This is a genomic window from Mesorhizobium sp. CNPSo 4670, assembly GCF_057784235.1.
The window spans coordinates 235,189-259,861 of sequence record NZ_JBWJFQ010000004.1; the positions used below are offsets into that span (position 1 = coordinate 235,189).

The 24,673-nt window shown below is 64.2% G+C and carries 22 protein-coding genes; 14 read left to right on the top strand and 8 right to left on the bottom strand.

What is annotated here, in order from left to right:
- The first annotated feature begins 213 nt into the window (after positions 1–213).
- From AC0ZT5_RS09765 to AC0ZT5_RS09780, 4 genes are all read left to right on the top strand, one after another.
- Positions 214–2,625 (top strand): GcvT family protein, encoded by a 2,412-nt coding sequence (locus AC0ZT5_RS09765; protein WP_488496279.1) that lies wholly within the window; start codon positions 214–216, stop codon positions 2,623–2,625.
- A gap of 9 nt (positions 2,626–2,634) precedes the next feature.
- Positions 2,635–4,188, top strand: coding sequence for a trimethylamine methyltransferase family protein (locus AC0ZT5_RS09770; protein ID WP_488496445.1), 1,554 nt, complete (start codon positions 2,635–2,637; stop codon positions 4,186–4,188).
- A gap of 96 nt (positions 4,189–4,284) precedes the next feature.
- Positions 4,285–4,992: a bestrophin-like domain gene (locus AC0ZT5_RS09775; RefSeq protein WP_488496280.1), complete on the top strand. Its 708-nt coding sequence runs from the start codon at positions 4,285–4,287 to the stop codon at positions 4,990–4,992.
- A gap of 103 nt (positions 4,993–5,095) precedes the next feature.
- Complete coding sequence (locus AC0ZT5_RS09780; RefSeq protein WP_477286916.1) at positions 5,096–5,410, top strand: ferritin family protein; 315 nt, start codon at positions 5,096–5,098, stop codon at positions 5,408–5,410.
- 42 nt (positions 5,411–5,452) lie between these two features.
- Here the strand turns inward: AC0ZT5_RS09780 and AC0ZT5_RS09785 are convergent, their stop codons facing one another.
- On the bottom strand, positions 5,453–6,478 hold the full coding sequence (locus AC0ZT5_RS09785; protein ID WP_488496281.1) for a LacI family DNA-binding transcriptional regulator: 1,026 nt from the start codon (positions 6,476–6,478) through the stop codon (positions 5,453–5,455).
- Between the two features lie 197 nt (positions 6,479–6,675).
- On the opposite strand from AC0ZT5_RS09785, the gene AC0ZT5_RS09790 reads away from it, so the two are divergent.
- From AC0ZT5_RS09790 to AC0ZT5_RS09810, 5 genes are all read left to right on the top strand, one after another.
- Positions 6,676–7,710: a Gfo/Idh/MocA family protein gene (locus AC0ZT5_RS09790; RefSeq protein WP_488496282.1), complete on the top strand. Its 1,035-nt coding sequence runs from the start codon at positions 6,676–6,678 to the stop codon at positions 7,708–7,710.
- Complete coding sequence (locus tag AC0ZT5_RS09795; protein WP_488496283.1) at positions 7,707–8,615, top strand: sugar phosphate isomerase/epimerase family protein; 909 nt, start codon at positions 7,707–7,709, stop codon at positions 8,613–8,615. Before AC0ZT5_RS09790 ends, AC0ZT5_RS09795 begins: the two co-directional genes overlap by 4 nt.
- A 104-nt stretch (positions 8,616–8,719) precedes the next feature.
- Positions 8,720–9,727, top strand: coding sequence for a substrate-binding domain-containing protein (locus tag AC0ZT5_RS09800; protein ID WP_488496284.1), 1,008 nt, complete (start codon positions 8,720–8,722; stop codon positions 9,725–9,727).
- A gap of 85 nt (positions 9,728–9,812) precedes the next feature.
- Positions 9,813–10,610: an ATP-binding cassette domain-containing protein gene (locus tag AC0ZT5_RS09805; RefSeq protein WP_488496285.1), complete on the top strand. Its 798-nt coding sequence runs from the start codon at positions 9,813–9,815 to the stop codon at positions 10,608–10,610.
- Entirely contained in the window at positions 10,607–11,650 is a 1,044-nt protein-coding gene (locus AC0ZT5_RS09810; protein ID WP_477286928.1) for an ABC transporter permease, read from the top strand. The genes AC0ZT5_RS09805 and AC0ZT5_RS09810 overlap by 4 nt, the downstream gene beginning before the upstream one ends.
- Before the next feature lie 56 nt (positions 11,651–11,706).
- Here AC0ZT5_RS09810 and AC0ZT5_RS09815 read toward each other — a convergent pair whose 3' ends face one another.
- Both AC0ZT5_RS09815 and AC0ZT5_RS09820 read right to left on the bottom strand, forming a co-directional pair.
- A complete protein-coding gene (locus tag AC0ZT5_RS09815; protein ID WP_488496286.1) occupies positions 11,707–14,364 on the bottom strand; it encodes an ATP-dependent helicase in 2,658 nt (885 codons plus the stop codon).
- 81 nt (positions 14,365–14,445) lie between these two features.
- On the bottom strand, positions 14,446–15,477 hold the full coding sequence (locus AC0ZT5_RS09820; RefSeq protein WP_488496287.1) for a DUF2059 domain-containing protein: 1,032 nt from the start codon (positions 15,475–15,477) through the stop codon (positions 14,446–14,448).
- Between AC0ZT5_RS09820 and AC0ZT5_RS09825 the strand changes: the two genes are divergently transcribed.
- Positions 15,464–17,782: a glucose/quinate/shikimate family membrane-bound PQQ-dependent dehydrogenase gene (locus tag AC0ZT5_RS09825; protein ID WP_488496288.1), complete on the top strand. Its 2,319-nt coding sequence runs from the start codon at positions 15,464–15,466 to the stop codon at positions 17,780–17,782. The genes AC0ZT5_RS09820 and AC0ZT5_RS09825 overlap by 14 nt on opposite strands.
- A gap of 43 nt (positions 17,783–17,825) precedes the next feature.
- On the opposite strand, the gene AC0ZT5_RS09830 is transcribed toward AC0ZT5_RS09825, so the two are convergent.
- Positions 17,826–18,260 carry a hypothetical protein gene (locus AC0ZT5_RS09830; RefSeq protein WP_488496289.1) on the bottom strand — a complete coding sequence of 145 codons (435 nt, stop codon included), beginning with the start codon at positions 18,258–18,260 and terminating at the stop codon, positions 17,826–17,828.
- Positions 18,261–18,323: 63 nt separating this feature from the next.
- Between AC0ZT5_RS09830 and AC0ZT5_RS09835 the strand changes: the two genes are divergently transcribed.
- Complete coding sequence (locus AC0ZT5_RS09835) at positions 18,324–18,470, top strand: hypothetical protein (RefSeq protein WP_488496290.1); 147 nt, start codon at positions 18,324–18,326, stop codon at positions 18,468–18,470.
- Between the two features lie 208 nt (positions 18,471–18,678).
- A complete protein-coding gene (locus tag AC0ZT5_RS09840; RefSeq protein WP_488496291.1) occupies positions 18,679–19,554 on the top strand; it encodes a dienelactone hydrolase family protein in 876 nt (291 codons plus the stop codon).
- A gap of 22 nt (positions 19,555–19,576) precedes the next feature.
- Here the strand turns inward: AC0ZT5_RS09840 and AC0ZT5_RS09845 are convergent, their stop codons facing one another.
- On the bottom strand, positions 19,577–20,479 hold the full coding sequence (locus tag AC0ZT5_RS09845; RefSeq protein ID WP_488496292.1) for an EamA family transporter: 903 nt from the start codon (positions 20,477–20,479) through the stop codon (positions 19,577–19,579).
- 89 nt (positions 20,480–20,568) lie between these two features.
- On the opposite strand from AC0ZT5_RS09845, the gene AC0ZT5_RS09850 reads away from it, so the two are divergent.
- Positions 20,569–21,048 carry an Lrp/AsnC family transcriptional regulator gene (locus AC0ZT5_RS09850; protein WP_488496293.1) on the top strand — a complete coding sequence of 160 codons (480 nt, stop codon included), beginning with the start codon at positions 20,569–20,571 and terminating at the stop codon, positions 21,046–21,048.
- A gap of 43 nt (positions 21,049–21,091) precedes the next feature.
- Here the strand turns inward: AC0ZT5_RS09850 and AC0ZT5_RS09855 are convergent, their stop codons facing one another.
- Positions 21,092–21,289 (bottom strand): hypothetical protein, encoded by a 198-nt coding sequence (locus AC0ZT5_RS09855; RefSeq protein WP_184873377.1) that lies wholly within the window; start codon positions 21,287–21,289, stop codon positions 21,092–21,094.
- A 143-nt stretch (positions 21,290–21,432) separates the two neighbouring features.
- Complete coding sequence (locus AC0ZT5_RS09860) at positions 21,433–21,918, bottom strand: thioesterase family protein (protein WP_488496294.1); 486 nt, start codon at positions 21,916–21,918, stop codon at positions 21,433–21,435.
- Between the two features lie 204 nt (positions 21,919–22,122).
- On the opposite strand from AC0ZT5_RS09860, the gene AC0ZT5_RS09865 reads away from it, so the two are divergent.
- Positions 22,123–23,541 carry an FAD-binding oxidoreductase gene (locus AC0ZT5_RS09865; protein WP_488496295.1) on the top strand — a complete coding sequence of 473 codons (1,419 nt, stop codon included), beginning with the start codon at positions 22,123–22,125 and terminating at the stop codon, positions 23,539–23,541.
- A gap of 50 nt (positions 23,542–23,591) precedes the next feature.
- On the opposite strand, the gene AC0ZT5_RS09870 is transcribed toward AC0ZT5_RS09865, so the two are convergent.
- A complete protein-coding gene (locus AC0ZT5_RS09870; protein ID WP_488496296.1) occupies positions 23,592–24,596 on the bottom strand; it encodes a Dyp-type peroxidase in 1,005 nt (334 codons plus the stop codon).
- Positions 24,597–24,673 lie beyond the last annotated feature (77 nt).

Below are 24,673 nucleotides of genomic sequence, written 5' to 3' on the forward strand. Positions count from 1 at the left end.
CGGTCTACGGCGCGAACATGATGCTTGCGTGACAGCGCGCAATGCCCGCCCGTCGGCATCTTTGCAAGCCGACAAAAACGTGTGGCCGCACGAAAGAATTGATCACCCCCTCAGGCTCCGGTCGACAAAGCGAGGTGTGCCCCGCATCGCACTAGACACTTATGTCCAGTGCGTATATGGTGCAGCCTTCGGACGAACCGGGGAGGGAAGCCCTTGAAGTCGCACTACCGCGCAGTCGTTATCGGGGGTGGCGTGGTCGGAGCCTCGGTGCTCTATCATCTGACGCGTTTCGGCTGGAGCGATGTGGCGCTGATCGAGCGGGCCGAACTGACGGCCGGTTCGACCTGGCACGCGGCGGCCGGGTTCCACGCGCTCAATGCCGATCCCAACGTCGCGGCGCTGCAGGACTACACCATCAAGCTCTATCGCGAGATCGAGGCCGAATCCGGCCAGAACGCGGGCCTGCACAAGACGGGCGGCGTCAACATGGCCAGCGATCCCCAGCGCTGGGAATGGCTGAAATCGGCCTGGGCCGTGTTCCAGTCGGTCGGCATCGAAACGGCTCGCCTGGTGACACCGGAAGAGATCAAGGAGATCTGCCCGATCGTCGATGTCAGCGACGTACTCGGCGGCCTCTACGATTCCAACGAAGGCCATCTCGACCCTTATGGAGCGACGCATGCCTATGCCGGCGCCGCGAAGAAGCGTGGGGCCGACGTGATCCTGCGCAACCGCGTGGTCGCGTTGAAGGCGCGTGCCGACGGGCACTGGGATGTCGTCACCGAGCAAGGCACGATCGTGGCCGAGCATGTCGTAAACGCCGGCGGGCTGTGGGCAAAGCAGCTCGGCCGCATGGCTGGCGTCGACTTGCCGGTGACGCCGATGGAGCATCACTATTTCATCACCGAGGACATTCCGGAGGTTGCCGCCCTCGACAAGGAACTCGGGCTTGCGGTCGATCTCGACGGCTTTTCCTACCTCAGGCAAGAGCGCAACGGCGTGCTGCTCGGCGTCTACGAGCAGAACCCGAAGCACTGGAACATGGATGGCGCGCCATGGGATTACGGCATCGAACTGATCCCGGAAGACATCGACCGCATCAGCCCGGAACTGTCCAAGGCCTATGAGCGCTTTCCGTGCCTGAGGACGGCCGGCATCCGCAAGTGGGTCAACGGCGCCTTCACTTTCACCCCCGACGGCAATCCGATCGTCGGGCCGGTGCGCGGGCGGAAGAATTACTGGCTTGCCTGTGGCGTCATGGCCGGCTTCAGCCAGGGCGGCGGCGTCGGCAAGTCGTTGGCCGAGTGGATGATTTATGGTGAGCCGCAGGCCGACATCTTCGGCATGGATATTGCTCGCTACGGCGCCTTCGCCGCCAACCGCGAATATCTCAGGCAGACGACGCGCCAGTTCTATTCGCACCGCTTCGTCATGACCTTTCCCAATGAGCGGCTACCCGCCGGCCGGCCACTGAAACGCCCCGGCGCCTATGACGGTATGACGGCGGCGGGATGCGAATGGACGGCGTCCTGGGGGCTGGAAATCCCGGCCTATTTCGCGCCGATGGGGTTTCGCGAGAACACGACGCTGCGGCGTTCGAACGCCTTCGACATCGTCGGCGACGAGGCGCTGCAGGTTCGGCGTGCCGCCGGTCTCGTCGATATCTCGGCCTACGCGCGCTATGCGGTTTCCGGGCCCGGCGCGGAAGCATGGCTTGACCGGCTGCTGGCCTGCAGGCTGCCGAAACCAGGACAGGCGCGGCTGGCGCCGATGCTTGGCCATGACGGACGACTGAAGGGCGACCTCACGGTCATCAACTGGGGTGGGGGCGACTATTGGCTGATGGGCTCCTACTATCTCAGGGAATTCCACATGCGCTGGTTCGAGAGCCATGCGGCGGAAGGGATTACTGTCACAGACCTTTCCGACACGGTGAGCGGCTTCCTGCTGACCGGGCCGAATGCACGCAAGATCCTGGCGCGCACGACGCATCAGGACGTGTCGGGCGCGGCACTGCCGTTCATGGCCTGCGGCGCATTCGACATCGGCATGGTGCCCGCGCGGGTTGCCCGCCTTTCGATCGCCGGCGAGCTCGGCTTCGAGATCAGTTGTCCGGTCACCATGCATGCCGGCTTGCGCGAGACGCTGCTTGCCGCCGGCGAGGATCTCGGCCTGGCCGAGATCGGCTACTACGCGCTCAATGCCCTGCGGCTGGAGAAGAGTTTTGGTATCTGGTCACGTGAATTCACGCAGGGCTACACACCCGATCAGGCCGGTCTCGATCGGTTCATCGCGTTTGGGAAAGGCGACTTCACCGGCCGCGAAGCGGCGTTGAAGCAGCGGGAGGCTGGCAGCGGCCAATGCCTGGTGACGCTGGAGGTCGATGCCGTCGACGCCGACGCCAGCGGCTTCGAGCCGGTCTGGCATCGAGGCCGGCGCGTCGGCTTCGTCACTTCGGGCGGCTATGGCTATACGGTCGGCAAAAGCCTGGCGCTGGCACTGGTCGACCGTGATTTCACGGGCGAGGGCACCGCGCTTTCGGTGCATGTCGTCGGCGCGGAGCGGCCGGCGCGCGTCATCGCGGGCTCGCCCTACGACCCCGACGGCAAGGCGATGCGGCTATGAGGAGGATTTCTGATGGATGACGCGGCACGTGACAGCAGGCGCGAGCGCCGGCGTGGGCGGACAGGCGAGGCCGGCTCGGAAACCAGCCGCCGACCCGATTACCGTTCGCTGAAGAATCCGTTCCTGTCGCAGCCGATTTTTTCGGATGATCAGGTCGCCGCCATCCACGACACGGCGTTGCGGGTGCTGGAAGAACTCGGCATCAAGGTGCTGCTGCCACAGGCGCGAGAGTACTTTGCGCGTGCCGGCGCCCTGGTCGATCCGGACACCGACATGGTGCGCATCGGCCGCGACATGGTGACTGCGGCACTGGCCTCGGCGCCGAAATCGATCCATGCTCATGGCGGTGCTCGCGCCCGCGATCTGACGCTCGAACTCGGCTCGATGATCTTCCTGGCCGGATGCGGGGCGCCGAACGTCACCGATCTCGAGCGCGGCCGGCGGCCGGGCACGCTGGCCGACTTCGAGGATCTGATACGGCTGGTGCAGCATTTCGACGTGCTGCATATGCTGGGACCCTGTATCGAGCCGCAGGACGTCGACAACCGCTTTCGCCACTATGCGGTCAACCGCGCTCAGCTGACGCTGTCGGACAAGCTTCCGTTCGTCTTCGCGCGCGGCACGCCGCAGGTCGAGGACGGCTTCGAGATGATCAGGTTGGCGCGTGGGCTCTCGGAGGACGAATTCCTCGCCAGCGCCCATTGCTACACCGTCATCAACACCAACTCGCCGCGCCAGCTCGACATTCCGATGGCGCAAGGCATCATCGATTTCGCCAGGGCCGGGCAGATCTCGGTCATCACGCCCTTCTGCCTGGCGGGCGCGATGGCGCCGATCACGGTCGCCGGTGCGCTAACGTTGCAGCATGCCGAAGCGCTGGCGGGACTGACGCTGGCGCAGATCGTGCGGCCCGGTGCACCGGTCGTCTACGGCTCCTTCTCCTCCAATGTCGACATGAAATCGGGTGCGCCCGCCTTCGGCACGCCGGAGCATGTCAAGGCGACGCTGGGCGCCGGCCAGCTGGCGCGCTTCACCGGGCTGCCATGGCGGTCCGGCGGCGGCAGCGCGGCCAACATTTCGGATGCGCAGGCGGCGCACGAGACGCAGTTCGCGCTGTGGGGCTCGGTGCTGGCCGGAGCGACGATGTGCATCCATGCCGCCGGCTGGCTGGAAGGCGGCTTGAGCGTTTCCTTCGAGAAGCTGGTCACTGATATCGAGGCGTTGCAGACGGTGGCTGAACTCTGCGCCCCGACGCCCGGCGACAGCGATTCCATCGGCTTCGAGGCAATCGCCGAGGTACAGCCGGGCGGTCACTTCTTCTCGGCCGGCCACACCATGGCGCGCTACCGCACCGCGTTCTACGAACCGCTGGTCGCCGACTGGTCGAATTTCGGCAATTGGACTCAAAGCGGCTCGAAGACGGCGAGCGAGCGCGCCACCGGTGTCTGGAGGCGCACACTTGCCGATTTCGTGCCGCCGGCTTCGGCTGTCGCCACCGCCGGTGTGCTCGACGCGTTCATCGCCCGGCGCACACAAGAGGGCGGAGCACCGCCGGTGTCCTGAGGCAGGAGCCGTCCGCAAGACGCCTGGCGCAGCTTTCGCGGGGTGATCGGTGACGGGTCATTGGCAATCGGCGCATCCCGTGCAGAAATGGCCGTCATGCGCGAAGCTTTGATCGCAGTGATGATCTTCCTGTGCCTGACAGCGGCGCCGCTGGTCAGCATGGCGATCTGGCCCCGGCTGCAGGTCAGACATCGCGACGACGATACGAACAATGTGGTTCGGCTCGCCGCCAACCTGTTTGGGGTCATGACGTCGCTGGTGCTCGGCCTGATGATCAACTCGGCCAAGAACACGTTCGAATCGATCGATCACAACGTGCACGACTATGCGACGGAGCTGATCCTGCTCGACAGGACCATGCGCGAGTATGGCCCGGAGACCGACGCGGCGCGCCAGCTGCTGGTCGTCTATGTGCAGAGGGTGGCGGGCGACGCTTCGCCGACTGGTGAAACGCCGGTCGTCGCCAACCGGCTGTCCGAACATCTGCTGACGGAGATCGGCACCCGGCTGAGGGCGCTGGAGCCGGCCGACGCGGCGCACAGCGCCCTTCTGCAGGATGCCGGTCAGCGCCTGCAGAAAGTGGTGGAGTTGCGATGGATTCTGATCGAGCAGTCGGAGGGTACGATCCCTGCGCCGCTGATCGCCATGCTGGTTGCGTGGCTGGTGCTGATCTTCGCCAGCTTCGGGTTCAGGGCGCCCCGCAACGCAATCACGGTTTCGACCTTCGTGGTTTCGGCCGTGCTGATCGCGGGTGCGATCTACCTCATCCTGGACATGGACATACCTTTCTCCGGCCCGATCTAGATTTCGCCGGCGCCCCTGCAGAGGGCGCTGGCGGAATTGCAGCGATGATGCGGAACCGGCGTCGTTCCCGGGCATTCATGGAGATGGCCTCAGGGAGGACGACATGGGATTCGACCAGTATCACGAACCGCCTGAAGAACTGTCGCAGAAGGTGCGGACCTTTGCCCGCATGATCACCTCGCTGATCGAGGAGGCGGAAGCGATAGGCTGGTACGAACAGCGCATATCGGTGGAGAAGGACGCGCAGGCCCGCGCCATCATGGAGAACGCGCAGGGCGAGGAGTTCAAGCATTTCGGCATGGATCTCGAATTCCTGCTGCGCCAGAAGAAGGACTGGCGGGCGGAACTGAAGGAAATCCTGTTCACCACCGGCGACATCGTCAAGGCCGGCGAGAGAGGTGAGAAGAAGGTGGATTGAGGCCTGATAGATCGTGACCGATCTGGCTCTGCTTCGGCCAGATCAATCGCTGTCGCGCGCCACCAGTTCCAATGGCCAGACCTCGCGCATGATGCGCGGACCTTGTGGGCCGGCGAAGGCCGGGATCGAAGCCAGCAGCATTTCAGCGAGCCGCTGACCCATCGGCTCCAGGGCCGGGCGGAAGGCGGTCAGCGCCGGCGAAAAGTAGCGGCAGAGCGGCGTATCGACGATGACGGTCACCGCCATGTCGTGCCCCGGCCTGATACCCATCTCGGCCAGCGCCTTGCAGCCTCCAAGTGCCATCGCGTCGTTGTTGAAGATGATGGCGGTCGGCGGGTCCTTGGAGCGCATGACCTGCGGCGTCACCTCATAGCCGCCGGCCTCGTTGATGAAACCGGACGCGATCAGCTCGGGATCGACCTCGATGCCGTGCCGCCGCAAGGCCTTGCGATAGCCGTCGAGGAACAGGTAGGCGAAATTGAGATTGAGCGACGGGCGGATGGCGGCAATGCGGCGGTGGCCGCGCGCCACCAGGCGGTCGACCGCATCGGCACCGGCCTTTTCGAAATCGAGGTCGAGCGAAGGGTAGGACTTCGACCCGGAGCGGCTGCGGCCGAGGGTGGCGAACGGGAAGCCGGCCTGGGTGAGATAGTCGATGCGCTCGTCCTCGCGCCGCGTCCAGGCCAGCACCACGGCATCGGCGCGGCGCGTCTCGACGACACGGCGCAGGCGTTCCTGCTGGTAGTCACCAGGCGCGCCCATGACCACGATCAAGTCGAGCCCGCTCTCGGCAAGCTTCGCCTGCAGCCCGATCAGGAACGGAATGAAGAACGGCTCGCCATATTGCTGGTCGCCCGGATGCGGCTGCAGCATGAAGGCGATCGAATGGGTGGCGCCCTGCCGAAGGCTGCGGCCGGACTGGTTCGGCGAATAGTTCAGCGTCCTGGCCGCCTCGAGCACGCGCTGGCGCGTGTCGGCATTGACGTCGGCGCGGCCGTTGAGGGCGCGCGACACGGTGCCGATCGAAATGTTCAGGTGACGGGCAAGGTCATGAATGCTGGACGCCAAGTGACTGTTCTCCCCCTTGCTTGGCTAGCACCGGTAAGCGCTCAGGCCAAGGCGACAAGACAATTTTTTGCGAGCGACCAATTGACATTCTACACCATCGGGTGTGTTCTCGTAAACGTTTACGGAAAACGTTTACGGCCATGCCGTGAATGCCGTGACGATCGGTCTGGAGGGACCGAGCGGAGGAGGAGTGCTGGATGATAAATGTCGTCCTGGCCGGCTGCGGAGCGATGAGCAAGCAGTGGCTCGATGCCGTCAGGCAGATCGACGGACTTTCCGTTGTCGGCCTCGTCGACCTTGACGCCGACAGGGCGAAGGCGAGGGCGCGCGAATACGACCTCACCAGCGCCGTCATCGGCACCAGCCTCGACGCGGTGCTCGACCAGACCAGGCCCGACGCGGTGTTCGACGTGGTGGTTCCCGCCGCCCGGCGTGAGGTCGCGTTCTCGGCCTTTGCCCATCATTGCCATCTCCTGACGGAAAAACCGCTCGCCGACAGCCCGGAGAATGCGCGCGCCATCGTCGAGGCCGCCCGCCAGGCCGGACGTATCCATGCCGTCGTCCAGAATCGCCGCTACGTCGCCAATGTCAGGCGCATCAGGCGCTTTCTCTCTTCCGGCGCCATCGGCGCCGCGACCAGCATCCATGCCGACTTCTTCGTCGCGCCGCATTTCGGCGGTTTTCGCGAAGAGATGGCCCACGTCCTGCTGCTCGACATGGCAATCCACACATTCGACGCCGCCCGCTACATGGTGAATGGCGAGCCGGCCGGCGTCTACTGCCAGGAATGGGAGCCGGCGAGTTCCTGGTACCGGCAGGGATCATCGGCCAGCGCCGTCTTCGATCTCGGCGGCGGCAAGGTCTTCACCTATGCCGGCTCCTGGTGCGCCGCCGGCTTCCGCACCAGCTGGGAGAGCACATGGCGCATCGTCGCCGAGCGCGGCAGCCTGGTCTGGGACGGCAATGACGAGCTGAAGGCCGAGGTCGTCCTGCCAGGCCGCGAAGGCCTGTTCGACCGTACCGAACCGATTGCCGTGCCGCCGCTCGATCCCGCCGACCGCGTCGGCGGCCATCTTGGCATCATCCAGGATTTCATGCGGGCGATCGAGACCGGCAGCGAGCCGGAGACGCGCGGCGCCGACAACATCAAGAGCCTGGCCATGGTCTTCGGCGCCATCGAGAGCGCCGAAACCGGGCGCCGGGTGACGATCTCTTCGCAGGAAGGACAATGATGCCAAACCCGCTTCTCGACATCAGGATCGGCACCATGGTGCGGGCCAATCTCGATGACCCGGCCGCCTATATCAAGGCGATCCTGCCGCACGGCTTCGAGTGCATCCAGCCCTTCTTCTGGCAGACTCTGGGCGGCAAGGATCTGCCGCGGCTTGCCGGTGAGATCCGAGAGGCGATCGGCGATGCCGACGTCACGGTCTCCTCGATCGGTGTGTTCGGCAATCCGCTGGAGAGCGGCGATGTCGATCGCGGCGTGCTCCAGGCCTGGGAAACGGTGATCGACAACGCGCATCTGTTCGGCACCTCGATCGTCAGCGGCTTCACCGGCCGCCTCCGCGGCAAGCCGTTGCCCGACAGCCTGCCACGCTTCAAAGAAGTCTGGGGTCCGCTGGCCAGGCGCGCCGCCGACAAGGGTGTGCGCATCGCTTTCGAGAATTGCGCCATGGACGGCAACTGGGCTGGTGGAGACTGGAACATCGCCCACAATCCGGATGCCTGGGAGCTGATGTTCAATGAATTGCCAGACGACAATCTCGGCCTCGAATGGGAGCCCTGCCACCAGCTCGTCTACCTGATCGATCCCCTGCCGCAGATCCGCAAATGGGCGCCGCGCATCTTCCATGTCCACGGCAAGGACGCGACGGTGCGCTGGGATGTGATCCGCGAACACGGCGTATTCGGCCGGCTGCCGTTCGTGCAGATGCGCACGCCGGGCTTCGGCGACAGCGACTGGACGCGGGTGATCAGCGAATTGCGGCTGGCCGGCTACAAGGGCGCCATCGACATCGAGGGCTGGCACGATCCGGTCTATCGCAACGAACTGGAGATCACCGGGCAGGTACGCGCCCTGGACTATCTGAAGCAATGCCGGGGAGGTGCCAGCTACCTGCCTAACCCGGTGTGATAGCGAGCCGGCGGGAGGTGCCGGCTGGCCAAGATTGCGGCGCATAGCCGAAGCGATCGTCGAAACCCCTCGGCCTGGCCAGGGAAAAAAGGGAGGATAAGTGCATGAGCATGACGATGAGAAGGACACTTCTGCGCTCGACCATCGTGGCCGCCGCCACGACGCTCGCCGCTGCGATTTACACCTTGCCGGCGCAGGCGCTCGACGCCCAATGGTGCAAGGACGTCCACATCCGCTTCTTCGTCGGCGGCGCCGAGGGCGACGCCTTCGGCACGATCGTCTATAATGGCGCCAAGCAGGCGGCAGCCGATCTCGGGCCGAAGGTCGATTACATTTTCTCCGGCTGGGACGTCGAAAAGATGGTGCAGCAATTGCGCGAGGCGGTCGCGGTCAAGCCAGGCGGCATCGCCATGATGGGCCACCCCGGCGACGCGGCGATCATGCCGCTGGCTGAACAGGCGCACAAGGACGGCATCAAGACGATGTACCAGAACGTGCCGGTGCCGACGGTGACAGCGGCGTTCGGCGGCGGTTATGTCGGCGCCCAGCAGGAGCAGCAGGGCCGCGCCCTCGGCGCCGAGGCGTTCAAGCTGGCCAAGCTGAAGGCCGGCGACAAGGCGATCATGATCGGCCCGTTCGAGAATGAGAGTCGGGGCGCGCGCGAGCGCGGGACAGTCGCCGCACTGAAAGAGGCCGGCATCGATGTCGTTCAAATCAATTCTCAAACCGAATGGGCAGCCGATCCGAATCTCGCGATCCCGTTGATCACTGCCGCGTTGCTCAACAATCCCGGCGTCAAGGCGGTCGGCTATCCCGGCGGGCAGATGCTCGGCAATGTGCCAACATATATGCAGGCCGCAGGGAGGAAGGCCGGCGACATCTTCAACTTCGGCTTCGACACCAGCCCGCAGATCGTCGAGGCCTTCAAGGGCGGCTGGGTACAGCTGACGGCCGACCAGCAGCCGTTCCTGCAGGGCTATCTGCCGATCCTCAGCCTCTGCCAGCAGGTGGTGCTCGGTCTGGCGCCGATGAATGTCGATACCGGCGCCGGCTTCGTCACGGTTGAAAATTACGAGATCGTCGCCGAACTCGCCAAGCAGGCACTGCGCTGACCTCCCAAGCTGCCGGCCGGGGCTGAGCCCGGCCGGCAGGACCGCCGGCAAAGGGGCCGGCAGCAACAACCAAGGCGAGGATCCGATGGCCGAACGCATCATCGAACTGCGCGATATCAGCAAGTCCTATGGCCAGGTCTATGCACTGGGCGGGGTCAATCTCAGCGTCGATCGTGGCGAAGTGGTTGGCCTGATCGGCGACAATGGCGCCGGCAAGTCGACGCTGATCAAGATCCTGTCCGGCGTGGTCAAGCCGACCAGCGGCGAAATCCTGATCCGCGGCAAGGCGGTGACCGGATGGAGTGCGGCGCGTTCGCGCGAGGCCGGCATCGAGACGGTGTTCCAAGACCGGGCGCTGGCCGTGCAGCAGACGATCGTGCGCAACATCTTCATGGGCCGCGAACTCACCGGCTTCCTCGGTTGGCTGAAGGTCAACAAGGAGATCGAGGAAGCCAGCCGGCTGATGCGCGAGATCGGCTTCACCTCGAAAGTGTTCACGCCGCAGTCGATTGTCGGCCAACTCTCGGGCGGCGAGCGTCAGGGCGTGGCGATCGCGCGCGCCATCTACAAGCAGGCGGAACTGATCATCCTCGACGAGCCGACGACGGCGCTGTCGCTGACCGAAACCGCCAAGGTCTTCCATTTCGTGCGCCAAGTCCGGGCAAGCGGCCGCTCGATCCTGTTCATCGGCCACAACATCCATCATGTCTTCGACATCGCCGACCGCTTCGTGGTGCTCGACCGCGGCAAGGTCGCGCTCACCGCCGACCGCAACGAGGTCAAGTCGGCCGAGGACCTGATCAACTTCATGGAGGATGTCGCACACCCCGGCGGGTTGGCCGGGCTGCACGACACCGGCGACGCCGAGAGGGCAGTGCGATGAGCAAGACCATGGAACCCGATCTGCACGAGCCGTCCACCGCCATTCCCCGCCCACAGAAAGAGTGGAAACACCCATCCGATCAATGGCTGCGCGGGTTCATCCTCGACAATCGTGCTTCGCTCGGCACGCTCGGCGTGTTCATCGTCATGATGGCGGTGTTCATGATCGCCAACCCAACCGTCTTCACGACCTGGTATCTCTACAGCTCGGTGCTGACCACGCTGCCGGTCGCGCTGTTCGTGGTGGTGCCGCTGGTCTTCGTCGTTACCTGCGGCGAAATCGACCTGTCGTTTCCGGCGACGATGGGTTTTGCTTCATGGGTCTTCGCGCTGGTCGTACAGGCCGGCTACGATCCGTTTCTCGGCATTGCCGCGGCGCTCGTCACCGGCGTACTGCTCGGTTTCCTGGTCGGCTCGCTGGTGGTCTATGGCGGGCTGTCGTCGCTGATTGCTACGCTCGGCATGAATTTCCTGCTGCGCGGCCTGATCCAGATCATCAACGAAGGCAAGTCGATGGCGCTGACCAACCTTGCCAACAGCTGGGCTTATAAGATTTTCTCCAGCCAGGTTTATGGCATCCCGGTGCAGATCTTCTGGGCTGTCGCCTTCGTCGTGCTGTCGGCGATGCTCTACAACCGCCACCGCTTCGGCGCGCAGGTGAGGGTGGTCGGCGACAATCCCGACAGCGCCCAGCAGATGGGCATCGACGTCAAGCGCGTGCGGGTGAAAGTGTTCGTCTTCGTCGGCATCGGCGCGGCGATCGCCGGCACCTTCTCGGTGATGATCAACTTCACCTGGTGGCCGACCGCCGGCGACGGCTATCTCTTGCCGGTGCTGGCATCGGTGTTCGTCGGCGGCACGCCGACCTGGGGCGGCATCGGCACCGTCGTCGGCGGCGCTATCGGTGCTGTCACCGTGTCCTTCATCCAGACCGGCGTCGTGGCGGCGGGCCTGAGCGGCTTCTACGTGCAGTTCTTCAACGGGCTGATCATCATCCTGTCGCTGCTCGGCCACAAATGGAACCAGGCGCGGTATCGGTGAGGGGTGGAGATTTTTAGCTGGGCGGTCGCTTGTAGGACAACGGGGCAAGCGGGCGCTCAAACCGCAGCCACAAACCCGTCCAGCACGCGCTTCTGACCGGCCTTGTCGAAGTCGATCGTCAGCTTGTTGCCTTCGATGGCCGAAATGTTGCCGTTGCCGAACTTCTGGTGGAAAACGCGATCTCCGACGCTGAAGGCGGATGGCGTATCCGAGACGGATTTGGCGACCAGCTCACCGTCGATGGTGCGGCCTTTGACGCTGGTGCGGCCGGCGCCGTAGCCGGAGTCGGTCTCGCCATAGCCGATGCGCTCGACCTGATGGCCGGAGCGCGAGCCCCAGTTACGGTCGGTCGCTTCAGTGCGGTTGGCTTGCGCGCGCTGCCAGCCCGGCGTCGCGTAGCTGTTGGAGAAGGCGCCGGATTTTTCGGTATTGACGCCGACATTGTCGAAGCGCGAGGCGCCATAGGGATTCTGCCGGCCACCGCGACCGGAGGCGAAAGAACCGCCGCCATAGGAATTGCCATAGCCACCATAGGAATTGCCGCTCTCGGCGACATCGACATGGGCTTCCGGCAGCTCTTCGAGAAAGCGCGACGGGATGGTCGACTGCCACAGGCCATGGATGCGACGGTTGGAGACGAACCACAAATGCAGGTTCTTCTTGGCGCGGGTCAGGCCGACATAGGCCAGACGCCGTTCTTCCTCCAGCCCGGAGCGGCCGCCTTCGTCGAGCGCGCGCTGGTGCGGGAACAGGCCTTCCTCCCAGCCGGGCAGGAAGACGGTCTCGAATTCGAGGCCCTTGGCCGAATGCAGCGTCATGATGTTGACGGCGTCGAGCTCGGCATTCTGCTCGGCGTCCATGACCAGCGCCACGTGCTCGAGGAAGGAGCGCAGCGACTCGTATTCCTCCATGGAGCGGATCAGCTCCTTCAAATTCTCCAGGCGGCCGGGCGCTTCGACCGAGCGGTCGTTCTTCCACATGTCGGTGTAACCGCTCTCTTCCAGAATGGTCTCAGCGAGTTCGGTGTGCGGCGTGGTCTCCAGCGCCTTCTGCCAGCGCTCGAAATTGGCAGCCACCTCGCGCAAGGCGGCGCGCGGCTTAGGCTTCAACTCGTCGCTTTCGGCGAGCTTGGCGGCGGCTTCCAGCATCGGCACGCGCAGCGCGCGCGCCGTGTCGTGGATCTGGCGGATGGTGGTTTCGCCCAGCCCGCGCTTCGGCACGTTGACGATGCGCTCGAAGGCGAGGTCGTCGGCGCCTTGCGCGACGACGCGGAAGAAGGCCAGCGCATCGCGGATTTCCATGCGCTCGTAGAAGCGTGGGCCGCCGATGACCCGGTAGTTGAGGCCGAGCGTGACGAAGCGGTCCTCGAACTCGCGCATCTGGAACGAGGCGCGAACCAGAATGGCCATGTCGTTGAGGTTGTGCTTCTGGCGTTGGTAGGCCTCGATGGTCTCGCCGACGGCGCGGGCTTCCTCCTCGGAATCCCAAGCGGCGTGGACATGCACCTTGTCGTCCTCGGGCTCGTCGCGGTCGGTGAACAGCGTCTTGCCGAAGCGGCCCTCATTGTGGGCGATGAGGTGGGAGGCAGCCCCCAGGATGTGCGCGGTGGAGCGATAGTTGCGCTCCAGCCGGATGATGGTGGCGCCTGGAAAGTCCTTGTCGAAACGCAGGATGTTGTCAATCTCGGCGCCCCGCCAGCCATAGATGGATTGGTCGTCGTCGCCGACGCAGCAGATGTTGACTTTGTTGTCGCTCACGGCCGCAGGCGAGCTTTGCGCGCTGGCCTCCGCGGGGGCGGCCTGGCCGGCCGACGCACGGTCGGGCTTGCGGCCTTCGGCCTGTCGCAGATCCGTCGATGTTGAAGAGCGTCCGGCATCGGGCCGCTGCGCCAGCAGGCGCAGCCACATGTACTGCGCGGTGTTGGTGTCCTGATATTCGTCGACGAGGATGTATTTGAAGCGCTTGTGGTATTCCTTCAGCACATCCGGATTGGCACGGAAGATGCGGATCGGATGGCACAAAAGGTCGCCGAAGTCGCAGGCGTTTAGCGTCTGCAGCCGCGCCTGATAGGCCTTGTAGAGCTCGCGGCCCTTGCCGTTGGCGAAGGCGCGGGCGTCGCCCTCGGCGATGTCGGCCGGGCCTTGCCCCTTGTTCTTCCAGCCGTCGATCATCTGGGCGAACTGCTTGGCCGGCCAGCGCTTGTCGTCCAGTCCCTCGGCCTGGATCAACTGCTTGATCAGCCGCACGACGTCGTCGGTGTCGAGGATGGTGAAGTCGGAGCGCAAACCGGCGAGCTCGGCATGTCTGCGAAGCAGCTTCACTCCAATTGAGTGGAAGGTGCCGAGCCACGGCATGCCTTCAACATTGCCTTCGCCGATCAGGATGCCGATGCGCTGCTTCATCTCGCGTGCGGCCTTGTTGGTGAAGGTGGCGGCGAGGATCTGCGAGGGGAAGGCCTTGCCGGTGGCGAGGATGTGAGCGATGCGGGTGGTCAGCACACGCGTCTTGCCGGTGCCGGCGCCGGCCAGCACCAGAACCGGGCCTTCGGTGGTTTCCACCGCCAGCCTCTGCTCGGGGTTCAGCCCCTTCAGATAGTCCGGCGCATTGTTGTGGCCGCTGCGGGCAGCCATGGCGCGCGCGGCAATGCCCGACGGGGCCGCGGGCCGCGCATTGGGTTCATCGAAAAACGGCATGTCTTCGGAAAAGCCGGACATCTCCCCCGAATGTAGTGATTCGGCGGCGAAAGGCCAGAAGTGTCTACGTTTTGTTCCGCTAAAGTGCCTGATATGGGCTGTTCAGGCCTTGCGATAACCGAGGGCGACGAAAAATCGATGTCCGAATGAGCGCGCCTCGTCCGTCATCACGGCGCCGAGGGCGACCTGCATCTGGTCGTAATAGCGGCGACCGGCGGGTGACGCCAGGAAGGTCGCGTAAAGCTTGAGATCGTCAAGCGGCAAATCCCGGTACATGTAGGCCGCCGATGCCATGACGTCCGTTTCGATGTCATGGCGAAGGCCTTCGGATCGCTGACGCAGCAGGGCCATGATCTGGTCGTCGGGCAGGGGCTTGCCGGCCGCTCCCAGCATCTCGGAAAGCATTGCATAGCCCATGTTCAAGGCCACGGCCTCTCCGGTGTCGACAGCGCTGAGATCGTCCACGAGCTTCTTGTACAGTGCGAGCCGAGCCGGATCCCTGGATGGAAGTTCGCCCAGGATCTTGGGACCTTCGATCGTCTTGCGTTGCCTTTCTTCCGGAGTTGAAGCCTGGATTTCCAGTGCCGTGACATGTTTGCCGAGGGGCGACGCATAGAACGAGGCCAGGTCGGACAGGTCCTGGGCGGGCAGTTTGTCCGTCATGCGCGATTCGATGGCTGCCTCCATCTTGTTCGCGTCAAAGGCGCCTTCCATGGCCGCCGCCAAGGCATCCTGGACCTTTTGCGGCGGCGTTTCCGGCGCCGATTTCACGGCTGCGATGAAACCCGGGCCGATAGCCATCAGCATCTCGTGAAAGCCGTTCGCCTTGTTGATCTCATGCAGCGTCTGTGCAGGCGCAGTCACGGTGAGAGAGACAAGGCAACAGAGTGCAAGCACCAGGCGCGTCAGCGGCGGAACGAATGACGTCATTTGCTTGCTCCTGCGGAGAGATGATGGAGACTGCTGGAAAACTCGACCGCAGGCAAGATGGATTGCCACCTTGGCGTGTGCGTCGCCTTGACAGGCGGGGCGGGCGGGAGAAAGCTGCTCGGAGGGCAGGAACGGGTGCATCGGGCTGTCCTCGGGCGTCGCAAAACGCAACAGTCGAAGGAGTATCATCTTGGCTGTCACCATCACCTCCCTCATCCTTTTCCTGATCGGTCTGGTGCTTGGCGGCGGCGGCATCCGCTTGGCTTCGCTGGGCGGCAGCTGGTACTATATCACCGTCGGCCTCGCCTTCCTGATCGCCGCCTGGCTGTTCTACCGGCGCCGGTCCACCGCGCTGTGGCTCTACGCGGCGATCGTGATCGGCACGCTGGCCTGGGCAGTCTGGGAAACCGGCTTCGACTGGTGGGAACTCGGCCCGCGCGGCGGCATCATCGTGCTGATTGCACTGTGGCTGCTGACGCCGTGGGCGCGGCGGGGGATTACCGGCCCTGACGCACGCGCGCCGCTGATCCTTGCCGTGCTGGCGTCGCTGGCGGTCGCCGGTTATTCAATGACAGCGGATCCGAAGGACATTGCCGGCGAGCTCGACACCGACAAGGTGATCCCCAATGCCAATCTCGGCAACGATGTGCCGGCCGGTGAGTGGCACTATTACGGCCGCACGCAGTTTGGCCAACGCTATTCGCCGCTCGACCAGATCACGCCGGACAATGTCGCCAAGCTGCAGCCGGCCTGGACCTATCGCACCGGCGACGTGAAAGGGCCGGACGATATCAGCGAGACAACGTATCAGGTGACACCGCTGAAGATCGGCGACACGCTCTACATCTGCACGCCGCACAATTTCGCCATCGCGGTCGATGCGGCGAGCGGCAAGGAGAAATGGCGTTACGATCCCAAGATCAAGCTCGACAAGGATCGCCAGCATCAGACCTGCCGCGGCGTGTCCTATTATGCGGATGCCGCAATCGCCGCCGGCCAGCCCTGTGCGACCCGCGTCTACCTGCCGACCTCCGATGCGAGGCTGATCGCGCTCGACGCTGCCAACGGGCAGGTCTGTCCGGCCTTCGCCGAAGGCGGCACGCTGAACCTGTTGACCAACATGCCCTATCCGAAGTCGGGCTATTACTATTCGACCTCGGCGCCATTGGTATCGGGCGGCAAGATCATCGTCGGCGGCGCCGTCAACGACAATTATTCGACGCAGGAGCCGTCCGGCGTCATCCGCGCCTATGATGTCAACACCGGCGCCCTCGTGTGGAACTGGGATTCCGGCAATCCGGACCAGACGACGCCGCTGGCGGCGGGCCAGACCTATACCGCCAACTCGCCCAACATGTGGTCAACGCCCAGCGCCGACGAGAAGCTCGGCCTGCTCTACGTGCCGCTCGGCAACCAGACGCCGGACCAGCTCGGCGCCGGGCGCAGCGACAATGTCGAGAAGTTCTCGTCCTCGATCACCGCGCTCGACCTCAACACCGGGCAGTTGCGCTGGGTGCGGCAGACCGTGCACCACGACCTCTGGGACATGGACGTTCCGGCGCAGCCGAGCCTGATCGACATCACCAAGGCCGACGGCACGGTGGTGCCGGCGCTGGTCGGGCCGACCAAGCAGGGCGACCTCTATGTGCTTGACCGCCGTACCGGCGAGCCGGTGGTTGCGGTCAAGGAAGTGCCGGCGCCCGGCGGCGCCATCGAGGGTGACCACAGCGCGCCAACGCAGCCAGCGTCGGACCTCTCCTTCAATCCCAAGCCGCTGACCGACGCCGACATGTGGGGCATCACCATGTTCGACCAGCTGGCCTGCCGGATCGCGTTGCACAAATTGCGCTATGAAGGCCGTTACACACCGCCTTCGGTGCAGGGGTCACTGATCTATCCCGGCAATTTCGGCACCTTCAACTGGGGTGGCGTCGCGGTCGATCCGGTGCGGCAGGTGCTGTTCGGCATGCCGACCTATCTGGCCTTCACGTCGAGACTCGTCCCGCGCGCGGACGTGCCGCCGCCCGGCAGCGACACCAAGGGCAGCGAGCAGGGGCTGAACCGCAATGACGGCGCTCCCTATGCCGTGGTGATGGGGCCGTTCCTGTCGCCGCTCGGCATTCCCTGTCAGGCGCCGCCCTGGGGCTATGTCGCGGGTGTGGATCTGCGGACTGGCACCATCGCCTACAAGCATCGCAACGGCACCGTCTACGACATGACGCCGCTGCCATTGCCACTGAAGGTCGGGGTGCCGGGCATTGGCGGACCGATGATCACCGCCGGCGGCGTTGCCTTCCTGGGCGCCGCGGTCGACGATTATCTGCGCGCCTATGACCTGACATCGGGCAAGCAGCTCTGGCAGGCCAGGCTGCCGGCCGGCGGGCAATCGACGCCGATGACCTACACCGTCGCCGACGGACGCCAATTCGTGGTCATCGTTGCCGGCGGCCATGGCTCGGTCGGCACAAAGCCGGGCGACTATGTGATGGCCTACGCGCTGCCGAAGTAGGGGAGACTACTTCAAGCCGGCATTGTCTTCACGGATCGACGCCTCAGCTGATCCCGAGATGGCTCTTCAGGCTGGGCACCGAGCCCAGCACCTCGTTGGTCAGGTCGGGTCCGGCGGCGGCCTCGGCCTGCTGTATCAGCGTCGCGCCCGCCTTCTGGATCTGCGCCATGTCGAGGCCCGATGCCTTGAGCGCCGCAATACCGTTGACCAATGCGCCGGCTTTCTCACCGAGAACGCCGCCAAGCGCGCCCTGCAGCGAGGACAGAAAGCCGCCACCGCCGGCCGGAGCGGCGGCCATGACGTCATACTTCTGCGCCAAGGCATCGGCGCCGGGGATCTTGGCGAAGAACGAGGAGGCGCTGGTGCCTTCCGCTTCGTGCTCCAGCACCGAGAATATGGTGCCGACGACCTTTTCCGTCGTCGCCTGGTCGAGACCGGCCTTCTGCGAAACAGTGTTCACGATGTCCTGTACGTCCATGACTTCACCTCAACCCTGGGTTTCGTGTTTGCCGGATGGCGCGGGCGGATGCGAACCTTGACCATGGACCTTCGACTTGCGGCAACGATCGTCGCGCGCAACGCTGGAATGGCGGTCGCGGCAAACAGGAAGGCGGTTGCCAGGATTGGCGAGGGCATGGTCATCGGCGTCGTTCCTTTCCAGATCGGGCCTTTCAGATCAGGACCGTGACCGCGCCGAGGCGCGGCCGACGTCGGTCAGTGTCCTCCACTATTGTGGCAGCGCCATCAAGATTTGTGGCCGATGACCAAAACGTGATGATGCTGGGAGCCTCCAGCCAATTGCGAGGGAGGACGAGTGTCACCGAGCCGTGACTGGACGACAGGAGCCTCGCTCCTATCTTGCGATCGGTACCAAAGCGGATCGAAGGAGCGCGCCCATGACGAAACCTGCCATCACCCAGGCGATGATCGACGCCTATGATGAATACACCCATCTGACGCTCGACCGCCGCCGCTTCATGGAGCAACTGACCCGGCTTGCCGGATCGGGTGCCGCCGCGGCCGCGATCGCACCGCTTTTGGCGGCAAATTCGGCGCAAGCGGCAATCGTCGCCGACAACGATCCACGCGTGAAGGGCGAGGACGTCACATATCCCGGCAGCAGCGGCGAGATGAAGGGCTATCTGGTCAAGCCGGCGAACCAGTCTGGCAAGCTCGGCACCGTCATCGTCATCCACGAGAACAGGGGGCTCAACTCTCATATTCGCGATGTGGCGCGGCGCGTGGCGCTCGAAGGGTTCGTGGCGCTGGCGCCGGACTTCCTGTCGCCGTTAGGCGGCACGCCTGATGACGAGGACAAGGCGCGCGACATGTTCACCAAACTGGATTCCGCGCAGACCGTCGCCAACGGGGTGGCAACGGTCGCTTTCCTCAAGGCCGAAAAGGACGGCAACGGCAAGGTCGGCGCCGTCGGCTTCTGTTGGGGCGGTGGGACGGCAAACATGTTGGCCGTCAACGCGCCCGATCTCAGCGCCTCCGTCGCCTACTACGGCATGCAGCCGAAGGCCGCCGATGTGTCGAAGATCAAGGCTGCATTGCTGCTGCACTATGCCGGCCTGGACGAGCGCACCAATGCCGGCATCGACGCCTTCAAGAAGGAGCTTGATGCCGCGCATGTCGAATACACGGTCTATGTCTATGAAGGCGCCAACCACGCCTTCAACAACGACACCTCGGCAGCGCGCTACGACAAGAAGGCGGCCGACCTCGCCTGGGGGCGCACGATCGCTTTCTTGAAGGAGAAGCTAGGGTAGCCGATCCGCGGCACCGATTGTTTCAGCGCGCCGGCTTGTGGAAGGCAACGCCGGCGACGACCAGCGCAATGCCGAGGCAATCGGTCAGGCTTGGAATCTGGCGCAGCACGATGACCCCTATCAGCGTCGCGGTGACCGGCAGCAGCGACAGCATCAGGGCGAAGCTCGCGCGCGGCAGCCGCGACATGGCGAGCTGGTCGCAGATGTAGGGAATGACCGACGAGCAGATTCCGACGCCGATGGCGGCGAGCAACAGCAATGGCGAGAAGAAGGCCGGCAGCGCGTCGGTGAGGCCGATCGGCAGCACGACGATGAAGGCGATGGCCATGGCCGCGCCGAGGCCCGCTATGCCGTCGCCTGCGCCCGCGCGGGCGACGCGGTGGCCGAGCACGATGTAGCCGACGAACAGCGCGCCGTTGAGGAAGGCCCAGAACAGGCCAAGCGGATCGCTCGACCACTTGACGTCGATGAGCAGCAATGTGCCGGTGACGGCAATGGCAAGGGCGGCAAGATTGCGCGGGCTCCTGAGGCCGATCAGTGCGATGCCGATGGTGCCGACGAATTCGATTGCCGCCACCAGCGAGATCGGCAAGCGGTCGAGCGCCAGGTAGAACGAACAGTTCATCATCGCCAGGCACGCGCCGAAGGCCAGCAACAGCTGCCGCGTCGAGCGATCGGCGCGGGCGAAGGTACGCCATGGACGGGTCAGCGGCGCGAAGATCAGGGCGGCGGTGGCGATGCGCAGCCACGCCATGCCGAGCACGCCGACATGCGGAAACAGCAGCACGGCGAATGCCGGCCCGAGATAATGGAACACGGCGCTGACGCCGAACCAGACATGTGGCGGCAGTCTTGTCGCCAACCCGCCCTGGACAGGGCCGGCAGGGGCAGGGCCTGCCGCGAGAGCTTGCGTTTGATCATCCATCGGATCAGTATCGCAGGCAGTTTTGTCGATTTATATGGGGGATGATTGGCTCTGCTGGCTAGGTTTCGCCCGGATGCAAGGAGTTTTCGATGAAACGCCTTCGAACTGAAAGCACCGACCTCGATGCGGCGGATATGAAGATCCTGCGCCTGCTGGAAAAGGACGCGCGCATCAGCACGGCGGAGCTTGCACGCTCGGTCGGCCTGTCGGCGCCGAGTGTCGCCGAGCGCATCAAGCGGCTGCAGGAGAGCGGCGTGATCGAGGCCTATTCGGTCAGAATCAACCCTGCCGCACTTGGCCTGCCGCTATCGGCATGGCTGCGCATCCGTCCGGTGCCGGGGCAACTGGCTGTGGTGGCCGAGATCATCCGCGACCTGCCGGAGATTGCGCAATGCGACCGGGTGACCGGCGAGGATTGTTTCATCGCGCTGGCGCATGTCGGCTCGGTGGCCGAGCTCGAACGGGTGATCGACCGCATCATCCCCTACGCGATGACCAACACGGCGATCATCCAGTCGTCACCGGTGGTGGCACGCTCGCCGCTGGGAGCGGTGAAGCGCCAATCTTGAGGGCGAGGCCAGTCTTGAGGGCGAGGATGTCGGTCCGAAGGCTTTAAGCGTGGCCGCGCCTCATGCGCGCCTGCTTCAGGATGGCGCGCCAGCGGATCATGTCGAACGGGATCGGCTCGTTGTTGTTGGCGATGTGGAAGATCTCGTTGTTGACGTTCTTGAGCGAGCGCCAGAAATCATAGTCGGTGATGCGCGGATCGGCCACGAGCCTGTCCACTTCGACCTTGATGTCGGTTTTCATGCACGTCCCTCGAACCGGCTTCGCCCGCCGCCGTATCGCAACCCATGAGCATCGTTCTCGACCGCTCCGCTGAGTCGTTCAATGGCTCAATTGGCTTGTTCCCGTTAAAACCTCGGTAAGGTTAACGTGGCCGTCGTGTCGCTTCAAGCGGTCTTGCGGCGAATCCCGATCGAACGGCCGGCGCGCTCCGGCATAGGCAGTGCCGAATGGGCGGCGCGCATGGCTTCGACCTTGGCAAGCACATCGGCGGGGAACGGCGCCACCTTCGGCCCGGCCATGTCGACATGCAGCGAAAGCGATTCCGAGGTGGCGGCGAGCCAGCCGTCGACATGGCGGATTTCCTGGTAGACCCGCAGTCGCTTGTCGTCATGGTCGATCAGCTGGAAGGTGACGGTGACCTTGTGCTCGAGATGCAACTCCTGCACGTAGCAGACATGGACTTCCGCCGTGTAGATGGTGAGGCGGCGGTCTCTGGCGTAGTTCGGCCCCATGCCCATTGCCTCGAAGGCGTCGTCCGAGCAGCGGTCGAACAGCACGTTGTAATAGGCCATGTTGAGATGGCCGTTGTAGTCGATCCAGTCCTTCTCGATGTCCATGGATTGGGAGACGAAGGGGGCGGGGATGGGCATCGAAACTTCCTTGTTCTGGCGCTGGACAGACTGTTGCCGGTGAGACTAGATCGGTCATCGTTTCACGGAAACGCCGAACTGCTCTATCTCCTTGTTTGACGCAATTCCGATGGAAAGCCGTTCCACGCCTTTCCTGGAATTGCCGAGCGCATCATCCATAGATGCACAACAAGGTTGCGCGCTGGTCCATTCGCGGAGGAATTCATGGCTCTGAGCGACCTCAATCCGGTCGAACGCAACGAGGAAGGCATTGCGGCCGTGCTCGGCATCCTCAAGCAGAGGCTCGGCGAGCGCTTCCAGACCGGCCAGGCCATCCGCTCCCAGCACGCCCACACCACCACCTATATTCCGACGCAGGCGCCGGATGGCGTTGCCTTCCCGGAGACGACGGCCGAGGTGCAGGAGATCGTGCGCGCCTGCGCCGCGTATCGGGTGCCGGTGATCGCCTTCGGCGTCGGCTCATCGCTGGAAGGCCACACCAATGCGCCGGGCGGCGGCATCTCGGTCGATACGTCACGGATGAACCGTATCCTGGCGGTCAATCCGCAGGATCTCGACTGCACGGTCGAACCCGGCGTCACACGCGAGGATTTGAACCGGCATTTGCGCGACACCGGCCTGTTCTTTCCGATCGATCCGGGCGCCAATGCCTCGCTCGGCGGCATGGCGGCGACGCGGGCATCCGGCACCAATGCGGTGCGCTATGGCACGATGCGCGAGAACGTGCTGTCGCTGACCGCGGTCATGGCCGACGGCGAGACGGTGACGACCGGCAAGCGCGCGAAAAAGAGCTCGGCCGGCTACGATTTGACGCGATTGCTGGTCGGCTCGGAAGGCACGCTTGGCATCATCACGTCGCTGACACTGAAGCTGCAAGGCATTCCGCAAGCCATCTCCGGCGGCGTTTGTCCCTTCCCGAGTGTCGAGGCGGCCTGCAACGCGGTCATCGCGACGATCCAGATGGGCATTCCGGTGGCGCGCATCGAACTCGTAAACGCACTGCAGATGCGGGCGATGAAGAATTATTCGAAACTCGATTATCCCGAGAGCCCGTGCCTGTTCGTCGAATTCCATGGCAGCGACGCCGGCGTTGCCGAGCAGGCCGAGACCTTCGGCATGATTGCCGAGGAGAATGGCGGCGGCCCGTTCCTGTGGACCAGTGTCGCCGAGGAGCGGACGAAATTGTGGAAGGCGAGGCACGACGCCTACTGGTCGTCGCTGACGCTGCGGCCGGGCGCCAAAGGGCTGTCGACCGATGTCTGCGTGCCGATCTCGCGCTTTGCCGAATGCGTCACCGAGACCGAAGCCGACATCGCCGAGATGGGGCTGATCGCGCCGATCGTCGGCCATGCCGGCGACGGCAATTTTCACGTACTGGTGCTGATGGACGTCGACGACCCCAAGGAGATCGCGCTGTCGGAAAAATTTGTCGCGCGGCTCAACATGCGGGCGATCGCCATGGATGGCACCTGCACCGGCGAGCACGGTATCGGCCAGGGCAAGATCGGCTTCCTGCGTCACGAACTCGGCCATGGCGTCGACATCATGCGCACCATCAAGCAGGCGCTCGATCCGCTTGATATCATGAACCCCGGCAAGATATTGCCGGGCGTCGGCTATTAGATGTCGGCTGCCGGACACAGGCGCCCATGCGCCAGGTCAAACCGGTTCGCTTACTCGACAGGCTTCTGCGGCGCAGTTGATGCAGGCTTCTCCTGCGCGCCCTGAACAAGCGTTTGCAGCATAGGGCGGGTTGGCGCGAAGAACGTCGTCCCGGTGTGCGGCGTGGAGAAATCGAGCAACCGGTCGTAAGCGCCCGGCGGGTCACCGATGTACATTCGCTGCAGCATCTTCTCGATCACCCAGAGATACCTGCTATAGCCGATAAAATAGGTTCCGAATTCCCGTCGCCCCGGCTGGCCGAAAGGCATGTTGTCGCGCAGGATGTCGTATTCGTTGCCATCGGCATCCTCGATGGTGGCAAGCGACTTGTGCGATTTGCGCGGCGCGTCGTCGTCATCGATTTCGATGTTGTCGATCTTGGTGCGGCCGATGATCTCTTCCTGGAGTGGCGTTGGCGTTCGCGCCCACGCATCGAGATCATGCAGATATTTCTGAACGACGACATAGCTGCCGCCGGCGAAATCGGCATCCTCATCGCCGACGAGCGCCGAGGCAGGCAGATCGAGACCGGTGGGGTTGGCCGTGCCGTCGACAAAGCCGAGCAGGTCACGCGCATCGAAATAGCGGAAGCCCGAGACCTCGTCGACGACAGTCACGCTGTCGCCAAGGCTGTCGAGCAGAATGCGCTCGAACTCGAAGCACATATCGGGGCGCTCGGACCGGATGTGGAAGAGAAGGTCGCCCGCTGTCGACGGCGCCGAATGAACCGCACCCTTGATCGGCGCAAACGATCTCAGCTCCAGCGGCCGCCGGTCCGGAGAGAGACGATCCCAGAACTCGCGGCCGATGCCGGCAATGCACGACAGCCGGCCGGAAAGGTCGCGAAATCCGACTGTCTTGACGAGATCGTCAAGCCCGCCGAGCACGGCCGCGACCTTGACGAGAGCGCTCTGCTCGCTTGCGACGGTGACGACAAGAAAGACGGCCGACAACGACAATGGAGCGTCGACGCTTTGGGCATCGATCGGCACGCGGTCCCAGTTCTTCCCTGACATCCGAAAAATCTCCGCTTTTTCCAGGATTTGTTTCAGATCACCCGAGATCACGCAACTGCGGATGAGACATCACGCAA

What these genes read in the sequence shown, in the direction of transcription:
- AC0ZT5_RS09835 (WP_488496290.1), top strand. Translation starts at nt 18,324, where the DNA reads ATGGACCTTCGACTTGCGGCAACGATCGTCGCGCGCAACGCTGGAATG.
- AC0ZT5_RS09870 (WP_488496296.1), bottom strand. Translation starts at nt 24,596, where the DNA reads ATGTCAGGGAAGAACTGGGACCGCGTGCCGATCGATGCCCAAAGCGTC.
- AC0ZT5_RS09815 (WP_488496286.1), bottom strand. Translation starts at nt 14,364, where the DNA reads ATGTCCGGCTTTTCCGAAGACATGCCGTTTTTCGATGAACCCAATGCG.
- AC0ZT5_RS09800 (WP_488496284.1), top strand. Translation starts at nt 8,720, where the DNA reads ATGAGCATGACGATGAGAAGGACACTTCTGCGCTCGACCATCGTGGCC.
- AC0ZT5_RS09865 (WP_488496295.1), top strand. Translation starts at nt 22,123, where the DNA reads ATGGCTCTGAGCGACCTCAATCCGGTCGAACGCAACGAGGAAGGCATT.
- AC0ZT5_RS09805 (WP_488496285.1), top strand. Translation starts at nt 9,813, where the DNA reads ATGGCCGAACGCATCATCGAACTGCGCGATATCAGCAAGTCCTATGGC.
- AC0ZT5_RS09775 (WP_488496280.1), top strand. Translation starts at nt 4,285, where the DNA reads ATGCGCGAAGCTTTGATCGCAGTGATGATCTTCCTGTGCCTGACAGCG.
- AC0ZT5_RS09840 (WP_488496291.1), top strand. Translation starts at nt 18,679, where the DNA reads ATGACGAAACCTGCCATCACCCAGGCGATGATCGACGCCTATGATGAA.
- AC0ZT5_RS09810 (WP_477286928.1), top strand. Translation starts at nt 10,607, where the DNA reads ATGAGCAAGACCATGGAACCCGATCTGCACGAGCCGTCCACCGCCATT.
- AC0ZT5_RS09790 (WP_488496282.1), top strand. Translation starts at nt 6,676, where the DNA reads ATGATAAATGTCGTCCTGGCCGGCTGCGGAGCGATGAGCAAGCAGTGG.
- AC0ZT5_RS09855 (WP_184873377.1), bottom strand. Translation starts at nt 21,289, where the DNA reads ATGAAAACCGACATCAAGGTCGAAGTGGACAGGCTCGTGGCCGATCCG.
- AC0ZT5_RS09795 (WP_488496283.1), top strand. Translation starts at nt 7,707, where the DNA reads ATGATGCCAAACCCGCTTCTCGACATCAGGATCGGCACCATGGTGCGG.
- AC0ZT5_RS09850 (WP_488496293.1), top strand. Translation starts at nt 20,569, where the DNA reads ATGAAACGCCTTCGAACTGAAAGCACCGACCTCGATGCGGCGGATATG.
- AC0ZT5_RS09780 (WP_477286916.1), top strand. Translation starts at nt 5,096, where the DNA reads ATGGGATTCGACCAGTATCACGAACCGCCTGAAGAACTGTCGCAGAAG.
- AC0ZT5_RS09830 (WP_488496289.1), bottom strand. Translation starts at nt 18,260, where the DNA reads ATGGACGTACAGGACATCGTGAACACTGTTTCGCAGAAGGCCGGTCTC.
- AC0ZT5_RS09820 (WP_488496287.1), bottom strand. Translation starts at nt 15,477, where the DNA reads ATGGTGACAGCCAAGATGATACTCCTTCGACTGTTGCGTTTTGCGACG.
- AC0ZT5_RS09845 (WP_488496292.1), bottom strand. Translation starts at nt 20,479, where the DNA reads ATGGATGATCAAACGCAAGCTCTCGCGGCAGGCCCTGCCCCTGCCGGC.
- AC0ZT5_RS09860 (WP_488496294.1), bottom strand. Translation starts at nt 21,918, where the DNA reads ATGCCCATCCCCGCCCCCTTCGTCTCCCAATCCATGGACATCGAGAAG.